Genomic DNA, 13,124 nt, shown 5'->3' with positions numbered 1-13,124 from the left:
TGGCTGCTCTTTAGACATGTTCGTGGAGTCAAGCGCCTTGAGACAATATGTCTACAAAGTGCGTCAATAATGAGAGTGACGTTTGAGTGATGCATGTCTGCTTTACTTAGGTATATACTTATGGAATTCGCATCAATGAGGAACGAATATGATCCAAGAAATCATAGAGAAGAAACTACACAGTGAGCTGCAACCCAGCTATCTCAAAGTCATTAATGAGAGCTACATGCATAATGTGCCACCAGGCTCAGAGAGTCATTTCAAAGTGATTGTTGTGAGTGATTCGTTCGCGGGACAGCGTTTGATTGGGCGCCATCGTCAAGTTCATCAAATTTTGGCAGATGAACTGGACAACCACATTCATGCATTAGCTATTCATACATACACTGATGAAGAGTGGAAGCGTGAACAAGATGGCGCCCCTGATAGCCCGATGTGTATGGGTGGCGGTCACTAAAAACGCAAGATATAAAGGTGCAGAGAAAGGTGGCTTAAGGCCATCTTTTTTCGTTTTACATTCTTTAGGGACGTTAACGTGGCACAAATTCTGGTTAAAAAATGTGTTAACAGTGTTTCAACAAATGAATGGAAATTGCAGAATATTTCAGGCGATGAATATCACTTTTCCATAAGATATGTATGGAATATGGCATTTGTGCGATGGGTCAAAGTTATGACTATTCTTTGACCTTTTAGACCTGATTCTACCGAAATAACCCCTCTATTCTAATGATTGATCATGGCATCAAGTTCCTAAAAAATGCTAGACTACGGCACCTGATAAATCTCGCGTATTCCTTGTGACGAGATTTTTAATAGGATGTTGCGATTTTGATGTTTAAAACAACATCAAAACCGGACACTGATGTCGTGTCTAAAAGTTACGCAATCAAAAGAATCTTTTTCCCGATAAAAGTAGTGCAAGTGCGTATGATTACAATAAAGAAGGGCTTGGATCTTCCTATCGCAGGAACTCCATCCCAGGTGATTAATGATGGTAAGACCATCAAAAAAGTCGCCTTGCTTGGCGAAGAGTACGTTGGCATGCGACCTACCATGCATGTCCGCGTTGGTGATGAAGTGAAAAAAGCGCAAGTTCTTTTTGAAGATAAAAAGAACCCAGGCGTGAAATTTACTGCACCAGCAGCCGGTAAAGTGATCGAAGTTAACCGTGGCGCTAAACGTGTCCTTCAATCTGTAGTGATTGAAGTGGCAGGTGAAGAGCAGGTGACATTTGATAAGTTCGAAGCCGCTCAACTTTCAGGTCTAGATCGTGAAGTGATCAAGACTCAGTTGGTTGACTCTGGCTTATGGACCGCTTTACGTACTCGTCCGTTTAGCAAGGTTCCTGCAATCGAGTCTTCTACTAAGGCTATTTTCGTAACTGCAATGGATACTAATCCACTAGCAGCTAAGCCTGAGTTGATCATTAATGAGCAACAAGAAGCATTCATTGCTGGTCTAGACATTCTTTCAGCCCTGACAGAAGGCAAGGTTTACGTATGTAAATCTGGCACTAGCTTGCCACGCTCTTCACAGTCTAACGTAGAAGAACACGTCTTCGATGGCCCTCACCCAGCAGGTCTTGCTGGCACCCACATGCATTTCCTATACCCAGTAAATGCAGAGAATGTGGCATGGAGCATCAACTACCAAGACGTTATCGCGTTCGGTAAGCTGTTCCTAACTGGTGAGCTATGCACAGATCGTGTTGTGTCTCTAGCTGGCCCAGTTGTGAATAACCCTCGTCTAGTTCGTACCGTAATGGGTGCAAGCTTAGATGACCTAACAGATAACGAGCTGATGCCTGGCGAAGTTCGTGTGATCTCTGGTTCAGTACTAACAGGTACACATGCAACTGGTCCACACGCATACCTTGGCCGTTACCATCAACAGGTTTCTGTATTACGTGAAGGCCGTGAAAAAGAACTATTTGGCTGGGCAATGCCTGGTAAGAATAAGTTCTCGGTAACTCGCTCTTTCCTTGGTCACGTATTCAAAGGTCAGTTGTTCAATATGACAACGACGACCAATGGTAGTGATCGTTCAATGGTTCCAATTGGCAACTACGAACGCGTAATGCCTCTAGATATGGAGCCTACTTTGCTGCTTCGTGATCTGTGTGCCGGCGACACAGACAGTGCTCAAGCACTGGGTGCGCTTGAACTGGATGAAGAAGATCTAGCATTGTGTACCTTTGTATGTCCAGGTAAGTACGAGTACGGTACGTTACTTCGTGAATGCCTAGATACTATCGAGAAGGAAGGGTAATTTTCATGGCTCTTAAAAAGTTTCTTGAAGACATCGAGCATCATTTTGAGCCTGGTGGCAAACACGAAAAATGGTTTGCCCTGTACGAAGCTGTAGCAACAGTTTTTTACACGCCAGGTATCGTAACAAATAAAAGCTCGCACGTTCGTGATAGCGTTGACCTAAAACGTATCATGATCATGGTTTGGTTTGCGGTATTCCCAGCAATGTTCTGGGGTATGTACAACGCAGGTGGCCAAGCTATTGCAGCACTTAACCACATGTACGCTGGTGACCAACTAGCGACAGTTATCGCAGGTAACTGGCACTACTGGCTAACAGAAATGCTTGGCGGCACTATCGGTGCGGAAGCGGGTGTTGGCAGTAAGATGCTACTAGGTGCGACTTACTTCCTGCCAATCTACGCAACAGTATTTATTGTTGGTGGCTTCTGGGAAGTGTTGTTCTGTATGGTGCGTAAACACGAAGTTAACGAAGGTTTCTTTGTAACTTCTATCTTATTCGCACTTATCGTTCCACCAACGCTACCTCTATGGCAAGCGGCACTAGGTATCACATTTGGTGTTGTTGTAGCAAAAGAGATCTTCGGTGGTACAGGTCGTAACTTCCTTAACCCTGCACTTGCAGGTCGTGCATTTCTATTCTTCGCTTACCCAGCGCAAATTTCGGGTGACGTAGTATGGACTGCAGCTGACGGCTTCTCTGGTGCAACTGCTCTTAGCCAATGGGCTCAAGGTGGTAACGGTGCTCTAGTTAACACAGTAACTGGCGCTCCTATCACTTGGATGGACGCGTTCATCGGTAACATCCCTGGTTCAATTGGTGAAGTATCGACTCTAGCTCTAATGATCGGTGCAGCGATGATCGTTTACATGCGAATCGCTTCATGGCGCATCATTGCGGGTGTAATGATCGGTATGATCGCAGTATCGACTCTGTTTAACGTGATCGGTTCTGACACTAATCCAATGTTTAATATGCCATGGCACTGGCACCTTGTTCTAGGTGGTTTTGCATTCGGTATGTTCTTCATGGCAACGGACCCAGTATCAGCGTCATTTACTAGCAAAGGTAAATGGTGGTACGGCATCCTGATTGGTGCAATGTGTGTGATGATCCGTGTAGTTAACCCAGCGTACCCAGAAGGTATGATGCTGGCGATTCTATTCGCGAACCTATTCGCACCTCTGTTCGACCATGTAGTGATTGAGAAGAACATCAAGCGGAGACTAGCACGCTATGGCAAGTAATAACGACAGCATTAAAAAGACGCTGGGTGTTGTTATCGGGTTGAGCCTTGTTTGTTCAATCATCGTATCAACAGCAGCAGTAGGTCTGCGTGATAAGCAAAAAGCTAACGCTGTCCTAGATAAGCAATCAAAGATCGTTGAAGTTGCAGGCATTGACGCAAACGGTAAGAAAGTACCAGAGCTATTTGCTGAGTACATCGAACCTCGTCTAGTAGACCTTGAAACAGGTAACTTTACTGAGGGTAATGCATCTACGTACGATCAACGTGAAGCATCAAAAGATGCAGAACGTTCAATCGCATTGACACCAGAAGAAGACGTAGCTGATATCCGTCGTCGCGCGAATACAGCAGTGGTGTACCTTGTAAAAGATCAAGATGAAGTCCAAAAAGTTATCCTGCCTATGCACGGTAAAGGACTATGGTCGATGATGTATGCCTTTGTAGCCGTTGAAACTGATGGTAACACTGTGTCTGCTATTACTTACTACGAGCAAGGTGAAACTCCTGGACTTGGTGGTGAAGTAGAGAACCCTTCATGGCGCGATCAATTCATTGGCAAGAAATTGTACAATGAAGATCACCAGCCAGCGATTAAGGTCGTGAAAGGCGGCGCACCGCAAGGTTCTGAGCACGGTGTTGATGGCCTATCAGGAGCGACGCTCACTAGTAATGGTGTTCAACACACATTTGACTTCTGGTTAGGTGATATGGGCTTTGGTCCTTTCCTAGCAAAAGTTCGTGACGGAGAACTTAACTAATGTCTAGTGCACAAAACGTTAAAAAGAGCATCCTAGCGCCAGTGTTGGATAACAACCCAATCGCGCTACAAGTTCTTGGTGTATGTTCTGCTCTTGCAGTAACAACTAAACTAGAAACAGCTTTTGTAATGACACTAGCGGTAACATTTGTAACTGCGTTGTCTAACTTCTCTGTTTCATTGATCCGTAACCACATTCCTAACAGTGTGCGTATCATCGTTCAGATGGCAATCATCGCATCGTTAGTAATCGTGGTAGACCAAGTGCTAAAAGCTTACCTATACGATATCTCTAAACAGCTATCTGTATTCGTTGGTCTGATTATCACTAACTGTATCGTAATGGGTCGTGCTGAAGCATTCGCAATGAAGTCTGCGCCAGTACCATCTCTTATTGACGGTATTGGTAACGGTCTAGGTTACGGCTTCGTTCTTATCACTGTAGGTTTCTTCCGCGAGCTATTTGGCTCAGGCAAACTATTTGGTCTAGAAGTTCTACCTCTAGTGAGCAACGGTGGTTGGTACCAGCCTAACGGCCTAATGCTACTAGCACCATCAGCATTCTTCCTAATCGGCTTCCTTATCTGGGTAATCCGTATTCTGAAACCAGAACAAGTAGAAGCGAAGGAGTAAGGACGTCATGGAACATTACATTAGTCTGTTAGTTAAATCGATTTTCATCGAAAACATGGCTCTGTCTTTCTTCCTAGGTATGTGTACTTTCCTTGCCGTATCTAAGAAGGTTAAGACCTCTTTCGGCCTAGGTGTTGCAGTTGTGGTAGTTCTGACTATCGCTGTTCCTGTGAACAACCTGGTATACAACCTAGTTCTGAGAGAGAACGCGTTAGTTGAGGGCGTGGACCTTAGCTTCCTAAACTTCATCACCTTTATCGGTGTAATTGCAGCACTTGTACAGATTCTAGAGATGGTCCTAGACCGTTTCTTCCCACCTTTGTACAACGCGCTAGGCATCTTCCTACCGCTGATCACAGTAAACTGTGCAATCTTTGGTGGTGTATCTTTCATGGTACAACGTGACTACAACTTTGCTGAATCGATCGTTTACGGTTTCGGCTCTGGTGTGGGCTGGATGCTAGCAATCGTTGCTCTTGCAGGTATCCGTGAGAAGATGAAGTACTCTGACGTACCTCCAGGTCTACGTGGTCTTGGTATCACATTTATCACTGTAGGTCTTATGGCGTTAGGCTTTATGTCTTTCTCTGGTGTTCAACTGTAAGTCGGGTAAACCGCAACAATTAAGGAATAGTCAATGGACATTATTCTTGGTGTAGTGATGTTTACTCTGATCGTACTTGCACTAGTACTAGTGATTCTTTTCGCTAAGTCTAAGCTTGTACCAACAGGTGACATTACAATTTCTGTGAACGATGACCCTTCTCTGGCGATCGTTACACAACCAGGTGGTAAGCTACTGAGTGCTCTAGCAGGTGCTGGCGTATTCGTATCTTCTGCTTGTGGTGGCGGTGGCTCATGTGGTCAGTGTCGCGTAAAAGTTAAATCAGGTGGTGGCGACATCCTACCAACCGAGCTTGACCATATTACTAAAGGTGAAGCGCGTGAAGGTGAGCGTCTAGCGTGTCAGGTTGCAATGAAAACTGACATGGATATCGAGCTTCCTGAAGAAATCTTCGGCGTTAAGAAGTGGGAATGTACTGTTATCTCTAACGATAACAAAGCGACATTCATCAAAGAGCTTAAGCTACAAATTCCAGATGGCGAGTCAGTACCTTTCCGTGCTGGTGGTTACATCCAGATTGAAGCTCCTGCTCACCACGTGAAATACGCAGACTACGATATTCCTGAGGAATACCGTGAAGACTGGGAGAAGTTCAACCTTTTCCGTTACGAGTCTAAAGTTAATGAAGAGACCATTCGTGCATACTCTATGGCTAACTACCCAGAAGAGCACGGTATCATCATGCTTAACGTTCGTATCGCAACTCCGCCGCCGAACAACCCAGACGTACCACCAGGCATCATGTCTTCGTACATCTGGTCTCTAAAAGAAGGCGACAAGTGTACTATTTCTGGTCCATTTGGTGAGTTCTTTGCGAAAGATACAGATGCAGAAATGGTATTCGTTGGTGGTGGTGCTGGTATGGCTCCAATGCGCTCACACATCTTCGACCAACTTAAGCGTCTGCACTCTAAGCGTAAGATGTCTTTCTGGTATGGCGCACGTTCTAAGCGTGAAATGTTCTACGTAGAAGATTTCGATATGCTACAAGCTGAGAATGACAACTTCGTATGGCACTGTGCACTGTCTGATCCACTTCCAGAAGATAACTGGGATGGTTACACTGGCTTTATTCACAACGTTCTTTACGAGAACTACCTACGTGATCACGAAGCGCCAGAAGACTGTGAATACTACATGTGTGGTCCACCTATGATGAACGCAGCTGTAATCGGCATGCTAAAAGATCTAGGTGTAGAGGATGAAAACATCCTACTAGATGACTTCGGTGGTTAATTCCTCCAAGTGATTGAATCTATGGCTAGCTCTCCAAGAGAGCTAGCCATTGTTTTTTATAGACATAAAACTGATACTCAACAGTTGATATAGGTAATCGGATTGAAAGGATTGGTCCTATTTCCCATATCAATTCAACAACATTGGGAGTTAACAAGTGAAAAAGTGGCTTGTTGCATTCGCTTCTCTATTGATTTTGGCTGGCTGTGAGCAGCCTGCAGATCAAATTCATTTAAGTGGCCCTACCATGGGGACTTCTTACAACATCAAGTATATCGAGCAAGATGGTATTCCAACGCCAAAAGCGATGCAGACAGAAATTGATCGCTTATTGGAAGAGGTTAATGACCAAATGTCGACCTATCGTGACGACTCAGAGTTAAGTCGTTTTAATCAGCATCAAACGAGCGAGCCATTTACAGTTTCGACACAAACAGCAACGGTAGTGAAAGAAGCAATTCGCCTTAACGGTCTTACTTTAGGTGCATTGGATGTGACGGTCGGCCCTCTAGTTAACCTGTGGGGGTTTGGTCCAGAAGCTCGTCCAGATGTAGTTCCAACCGATGAAGAACTCGCTGCTCGCAAAGCAAATACCGGTATTCACCACCTATCTGTTGATGGTAATACACTGTCCAAAGACCTTCCTAACTTGTACGTCGACCTATCGACGATTGCGAAAGGTTGGGGGGTTGACGTGGTTGCTGACTACCTTCAATCTGAAGGGGTACAGAACTTTATGGTCGAAGTTGGCGGTGAAATGCGTCTCAAAGGTGTCAATCGTGAAGGTGTGCCTTGGCGTATCGCAATTGAAAAACCGACCGTTGATGAACGTTCAATTCAAGAAATTATTGAACCAGGCGACATGGCAATTGCAACAAGTGGTGACTATCGTAATTACTTTGAGAGTAATGGTGTGAGATACTCTCATATTATTAATCCACGAACAGGCAAACCAATTCATCATAAAGTGGTGTCTGTAACGGTATTAGATAAATCGTCGATGACTGCTGATGGTCTTGCAACTGGTCTTATGGTGCTAGGTGAAGACAAAGGCATGGCAATTGCGAACGAAAATAATATTCCTGTTTTCATGATTGTGAAAACGGAAGATGGTTTTAAAGAGTTGGCTTCGGAAGCATACAAGCCATTCATGAAGAAATAACAACAGAAGTGAGCATGTTTTTATGAATACATTTCTAATTACCTTTGCTGTGTTTGTCGCGGTAATCACTGCAATGGCTGTCGGATACATTTTCCAAAAGAAAGTCGTGAAAGGTAGCTGTGGTGGCTTAGGGGCAGTTGGCATCGAAAAAGTGTGTAATTGTCCAGAACCCTGCGATGCGCGTAAAAAACGTGAAGCGCGCGAGGCTGCGCGTGCTGAGAAATTGGCGGCGTGGGAAAAAGATAGAATTGCTTAGTATTGGTTAATCGTACTAAGAAAGTGATAAAGCTCAGCGTTCTGCTGAGCTTTATTTTTAGGCAGCTAACCAAAGCTCAGATGTCCGAGAAAGAGCCCAATACCGTGTTTTGTTGTTTCTTTCTCTCATGTTACAGAGCAAGACCACACTGATAGTCATTAGGACGAAGAAATGATTTGGTTACGTCCGTTCTCTTTGGCCATGTAAAGTCGCTCATCCGCCACTTTTATTTGTTGTTCCAGCTCCCCCTCGATGTTGCTTACACCAATACTCGCGGTCACAAGAATGTTTTTGTCCAAATAAGTTATTGGCGTTTTTTCTATGCGCTGTCTCATTTGTTCTAAGCGTGTTAGAAAGCCGTCATAGTCGCCACTGGCTTGAATACAAAACTCCTCGCCACCAAGCCTAGCGACAATATCATTTGGAAAATAGATTTTTAGAATATTCGCTATCATGACTAACACAGCATCGCCACCCTCATGTCCGTGTGTATCATTTACTTGCTTAAAGAAATCGATATCAAGCATCGCGATGTTTCTTTGAGCGTTTTCTACATGGGGTTGCTCAAACAGAAAGCGGCGGTTCCATAAGCCCGTTAGCGCATCTTGATTTGCCATTTTAAACAGTTCAGATGTTGCGTCTTTGATATCTAACAGTTGGTGAATACGGCAAAAAAATTCTTCTTGATTAAATGGCTTGTATAAAAAGTCATTGGCCCCTGCTTTTAGAAACCTAGCCGTCATTGTCTTAGAGTTACTACCCGACAAGCCGAGAATGGCTAATTGATTTTTATCCCACTTCCGACGTAATTCTCGCACCATCGTAATGCCATCTTTAACGGGCATGTCATGGTCGGTTAAAACGAGAGTGATATCTGGATTTTGCTCGACAAGCTCTAGGGCTTTTTGCCCATTGTCAGCTTCCAACGTTTGAATGTATTGATGCTCCAAAAGTTGGGCAATGTGTCTTCTTACGGTGTGTGAATCATCAACGACTAAACATTTGTGTTGTTGATTGTTGGTTAGTCGCTTGAGGAGTGGTAATAGATAGGAAACGGACGCCATGCTGTCTTTCAAAATATAGTCGAGGACACCTTTTGCGAGCATCTTTTCGCGAGTGTCTTCTTGAAATCGAGCCGTTAAAACAATGACACGATGACCATGTTCCAAAACGAGGTCAATAATCTCGCCATCTTGAGCATCCGGTAAACAATAGTCTAAAACCGCACAGAAGAGGTCCTGTGCTGAAGATAACAAGTTCTTTGCCTCCGCGTAGCTTTCTGCTGCGATGACCTCATAACCAGCTTGGCTTATTGTTTGGCAAAGAAAGTTTTTAAACGCACGACTATCTTCAACAACCAGAATCTTATTACTCAAGCGCAGTCCCCAAAATTAATTGTTTAAAATCAATGATAACTAAAATTAAACTTATCGCCATCAAAAAACACATGTCAACCAAAAGTAGAACAACTACCCAAATGTTTGACACGCATCCGTTAACATCACATCATTATTCCTGTCTTAGTTATATAATTATGTTTAGCTAACGTAGGGAGAAAGTAGTATGGAAATGCATCAACATGGTATGGCTGAGCTATTTCAACAACTGGGCCTCGGTAGCTCTCCTCAAGAAATGAAAGATTTTATTAATCAACATCGACACAAAAGAGATTCTGCGCCTTTACATGAAGCTAGCTTTTGGACGATGTCACAGGCGAACTTTCTAAAACAAGCCATCGAAGAAGATGCAGATTGGGCCGAATTGGTCGATCAACTGGACGTAATGCTTCGAGATTGACGTTCGCTTAAACACGCCCATTTCTCTTCAGGTAGATTTGATTTATACTGTTTTTTTGAACAGTACCTTGATAGCTATGTCAGATCGAATTAGAAAAATTATTCATGTCGATATGGATTGTTTTTATGCTGCCGTAGAGATGAGAGATAACCCCAGTTACCGTGGCATTGCACTCGCTGTTGGCGGACATGAAAAGCAGCGTGGAGTGATTAGCACCTGTAATTATGATGCGCGTAAATATGGTGTTCGCAGTGCAATGTCAACGGCGCGCGCGCTGCAACTCTGTCCTCATTTGTTGGTTGTGCCCGGTAGAATGCATGTATACAAGCAAGTCTCTCAGCAGATTCGTGCTATTTTTGAGCGTTATACGCCTATCATTGAACCTCTCTCATTGGATGAAGCATACCTCGATGTCACGGACTCGACAGCTTGCCGTGGCTCCGCAACGTTGATCGCAGAGTCAATTCGCCGTGATATCTGGAGTGAACTTGGGTTGACGGCATCGGCGGGCATTGCTCCGATTAAGTTTCTTGCCAAGGTCGCGTCAGACATGAACAAGCCCAACGGTCAGTTTGTGATTCCGCCAGAGAAAGTCCAAGAGGTTATCGATAGTCTTCCGTTAGAGAATATTCCTGGCGTGGGGAAGGTGAGTCTTGAGAAGCTCCACCAAGCCGGTTTTTATCGATGTGAGGACATTAAAAACAGTGACTATCGAGAGTTGTTGAGGCAGTTTGGTCGTCAGGGTGCCTCCTTATGGCAGCGAAGCCATGGAATTGATAATCGAGAAGTCGTTGTTGAGCGCGAGAGAAAGTCCGTCGGTGTGGAAAGGACATTCAGCCAGAACATCGCAACCTATGGTGAATGTTGGCAAGTGATTGAGGAGAAACTTTATCCTGAACTCGAGAAACGTTTAGAGCGTGCAAGCCCAGATAAGTCGATTATTAAACAAGGTATTAAAGTCAAATTTGCCGATTTTCAACTGACAACAATTGAGCACATCCATCCGCAATTAGAGCTTGAGGACTTCAAGATCTTGCTAAGAGATATTCTTAAACGCCAAAATGGACGGGAAATTCGCCTTTTAGGCTTGAACGTGATGCTCAAGCCCGAAGACCAAGCGCGTCAATTGAGCTTTTTTTAGGCCCTTACCGTTTCTACCTGCGTTAATACCTGCTCAAAACTTACGTTTGCCATTGCACCATAACCTGCTAGCTTTGAGGCTTTTAGCTGGCTAATCAAAGGAGTGCTGATTCCGCACAAGAAGCGAGCAACGGAATCATTACTGATGGCCGATGGGGAAAGCTGAATAAACTCCTGCGCCCATATCGATACTTGAGATTGTTCAATATCTTCAGGTTCTGGTGCTGTGAATGTGGCGACGTGACCACGACACACGGAGCAGTGACCACATTGCTTTGGTGCATCGTGATCCGCAAAGTAGTTCGCCAATTGTGAGCTCAAACAGTGCTCGGACTGGAACAAGTGCAGCATGGTGTGGATTCTTTCGATATCTTTGCTTTCTTTGGATTGGAACAGTTCAGACAGTTGTTGGATTAAAACATCCGAGCTCTGTTTGGTTGGCATAACTGAGTACACGTCCGTCAGTTGTTTGCTCTCTAGTTCTATCCAGCCGTTCTGGTGAAAATAGTCGAGCGCTGCGACAACTCGGCTGCGTTCCGATTGATAGTTCATCCATAGCGCTTCTAGATCAACTTGGCACCACACTTTGGCTTTTTGTGAGCAGGAAAAAATAGCCTCCACAAATTGACGTCGCTCGCCTTGAAATTGATTCACAATAAACTGCTGATCGTGCAAAAACTTAAACCGATATTCCGCAAAGTAACTGTACTTTGCTTCAATGAGGTTATGTAGCTCCAAATAAACCAACAAGGTTTTGAGTGGCAATTGGCGGATATTACTTTCACGCGACAAACGCAGTGGCACTACCTCCCATTGTGGAGCATGTTCTTTCGCTTGCTCGACTACATAGTTAATTGACGTAAATTCTGGTGTGTCACCATAGACAAAATTCTCCAACACCGTTAAGCCGGACGTATTGCCTAGCAGAATGCACTCAGAGCGTTGCCCGTCCCTGCCTGCACGTCCAATCTCTTGTGCGTAGTTCTCGATTGATTTGGGTAAGTCGAAGTGAATGACGCGTCGAATATCAGATTTATCGACCCCCATACCAAATGCAATCGTTGCAACAATACAGTCAATTTGGCCATCCATGAACTGCTGTTGGATTTGTTCACGAACGTCGCTTTTCATGCCAGCGTGGTATGCGTGAGCGTTAATGCCAATATGGATTAATGACTTTGCTACTCGTTCTGCTGTTTGCTGCTGCGTCACGTATACGATGGTCGGAAGCTTAGGTGAAGAGGCGATGATCTCACTGAGCTGTTCTTGTTTCTTTGTTTCCTCACACGGGATCACCGAGATATCCAGATTAGAGCGGTAGAAGCCTGTAACGGTAATATGTTCACTGGCAATATCGAACTTTTTTTGCATGTCTTCAATAACTGCAGGCGTTGCCGTTGCGGTGAGAAGTAAAGACTGTGGGATGTTCAGTTCACGTTGATATTGCGGTAGTTTGAGATAATCTGGACGAAAGTTATGCCCCCATTCGGAAATACAGTGCGCTTCATCAATGACCATCAAAGAAATCGGTACTTGGCGAATGAATTCACGAAAACGCTCATTTTTTAGTCGCTCAACAGAAATCATCAAGATTTTGATTTGTCCATTCTTCACGCCAGCCATGACCTGTTGTGCTTCTTCTCTACTTTGACTGCTATCGATAGAAGCGGCCGCGATTCCTTTACTTTGTAAAAAGCTCAGTTGATCCTTCATTAACGCCAACAACGGAGAGATCACCAACGTAAGGTTGGGTAATATGGTTGCAGGTAGTTGATAACAGAGTGACTTCCCCGAGCCTGTAGGAAAGATTGCCGCAGCAGAGTAACCATTCATAACGGCTTCAATAACGGGTTGCTGACCTTGGCGTAATGAGTCAAAACCAAATACAGATTGAAGTGTTTGATGCAGCGAGTCACTTTGCATAATAGGGAAACCTTTCTTTGATGGTAAACTTGGCTACATTAACACACCCCGAATACTAAACGCGCGTCCTAA

At 44.4% G+C, this 13,124-nt stretch carries 13 protein-coding genes; 11 read left to right on the top strand and 2 right to left on the bottom strand.

The window, feature by feature from the left end; all coding sequences use genetic code 11:
- Positions 1-148: 148 nt before the first annotated feature.
- The 9 genes from bolA (at position 149) to nqrM (ending at position 8,192) form a co-directional block, all read left to right on the top strand.
- On the top strand, positions 149-457 hold the full coding sequence (gene bolA / locus R8O10_RS13780; RefSeq protein ID WP_005380262.1) for a transcriptional regulator BolA: 309 nt from the start codon (positions 149-151) through the stop codon (positions 455-457).
- Between the two features lie 473 nt (positions 458-930).
- On the top strand, positions 931-2,271 hold the full coding sequence (locus R8O10_RS13775; RefSeq protein WP_005380264.1) for a Na(+)-translocating NADH-quinone reductase subunit A: 1,341 nt from the start codon (positions 931-933) through the stop codon (positions 2,269-2,271).
- 5 nt (positions 2,272-2,276) lie between these two features.
- A complete protein-coding gene (locus R8O10_RS13770; RefSeq protein ID WP_005380265.1) occupies positions 2,277-3,521 on the top strand; it encodes an NADH:ubiquinone reductase (Na(+)-transporting) subunit B in 1,245 nt (414 codons plus the stop codon).
- Positions 3,511-4,281, top strand: a complete 771-nt coding sequence (locus R8O10_RS13765) for a Na(+)-translocating NADH-quinone reductase subunit C (RefSeq protein WP_005380267.1) — start codon at positions 3,511-3,513, stop codon at positions 4,279-4,281. The genes R8O10_RS13770 and R8O10_RS13765 overlap by 11 nt, the downstream gene beginning before the upstream one ends.
- On the top strand, positions 4,281-4,913 hold the full coding sequence (locus R8O10_RS13760) for an NADH:ubiquinone reductase (Na(+)-transporting) subunit D (RefSeq protein ID WP_005380269.1): 633 nt from the start codon (positions 4,281-4,283) through the stop codon (positions 4,911-4,913). The genes R8O10_RS13765 and R8O10_RS13760 overlap by 1 nt, the downstream gene beginning before the upstream one ends.
- 7 nt (positions 4,914-4,920) lie before the next feature.
- The gene (gene nqrE, locus R8O10_RS13755; RefSeq protein WP_005380270.1) at positions 4,921-5,517 is read left to right on the top strand and encodes an NADH:ubiquinone reductase (Na(+)-transporting) subunit E; all 597 of its coding nucleotides are present in this window, start codon (positions 4,921-4,923) and stop codon (positions 5,515-5,517) included.
- A gap of 33 nt (positions 5,518-5,550) precedes the next feature.
- A complete protein-coding gene (nqrF, locus tag R8O10_RS13750; RefSeq protein ID WP_005380271.1) occupies positions 5,551-6,774 on the top strand; it encodes an NADH:ubiquinone reductase (Na(+)-transporting) subunit F in 1,224 nt (407 codons plus the stop codon).
- Positions 6,775-6,931: 157 nt separating this feature from the next.
- Positions 6,932-7,936: an FAD:protein FMN transferase gene (locus R8O10_RS13745; protein WP_005380272.1), complete on the top strand. Its 1,005-nt coding sequence runs from the start codon at positions 6,932-6,934 to the stop codon at positions 7,934-7,936.
- Positions 7,937-7,958: 22 nt separating this feature from the next.
- A complete protein-coding gene (gene nqrM, locus R8O10_RS13740; protein ID WP_005380273.1) occupies positions 7,959-8,192 on the top strand; it encodes a (Na+)-NQR maturation NqrM in 234 nt (77 codons plus the stop codon).
- Between the two features lie 158 nt (positions 8,193-8,350).
- On the opposite strand, the gene R8O10_RS13735 is transcribed toward nqrM, so the two are convergent.
- Positions 8,351-9,568 (bottom strand): response regulator, encoded by a 1,218-nt coding sequence (locus R8O10_RS13735; protein WP_005380276.1) that lies wholly within the window; start codon positions 9,566-9,568, stop codon positions 8,351-8,353.
- A 187-nt stretch (positions 9,569-9,755) separates the two neighbouring features.
- On the opposite strand from R8O10_RS13735, the gene R8O10_RS13730 reads away from it, so the two are divergent.
- Entirely contained in the window at positions 9,756-9,989 is a 234-nt protein-coding gene (locus R8O10_RS13730) for a DUF2789 domain-containing protein (protein ID WP_005380277.1), read from the top strand.
- 76 nt (positions 9,990-10,065) lie between these two features.
- Positions 10,066-11,130, top strand: coding sequence for a DNA polymerase IV (gene dinB / locus R8O10_RS13725; protein WP_025998728.1), 1,065 nt, complete (start codon positions 10,066-10,068; stop codon positions 11,128-11,130).
- Here the strand turns inward: dinB and R8O10_RS13720 are convergent.
- Complete coding sequence (locus R8O10_RS13720) at positions 11,127-13,052, bottom strand: RecQ family ATP-dependent DNA helicase (protein WP_318191478.1); 1,926 nt, start codon at positions 13,050-13,052, stop codon at positions 11,127-11,129. The genes dinB and R8O10_RS13720 overlap by 4 nt on opposite strands.
- Positions 13,053-13,124: the final 72 nt, after the last annotated feature.

The sequence above is a fragment of the Vibrio sp. 1727 genome, assembly GCF_033344415.1.
Lineage (GTDB): Bacteria > Pseudomonadota > Gammaproteobacteria > Enterobacterales > Vibrionaceae > Vibrio > Vibrio alginolyticus.
Note: the sequence above shows the minus strand (reverse complement) of the source record. Positions and strands in the feature narration are given on the sequence as shown.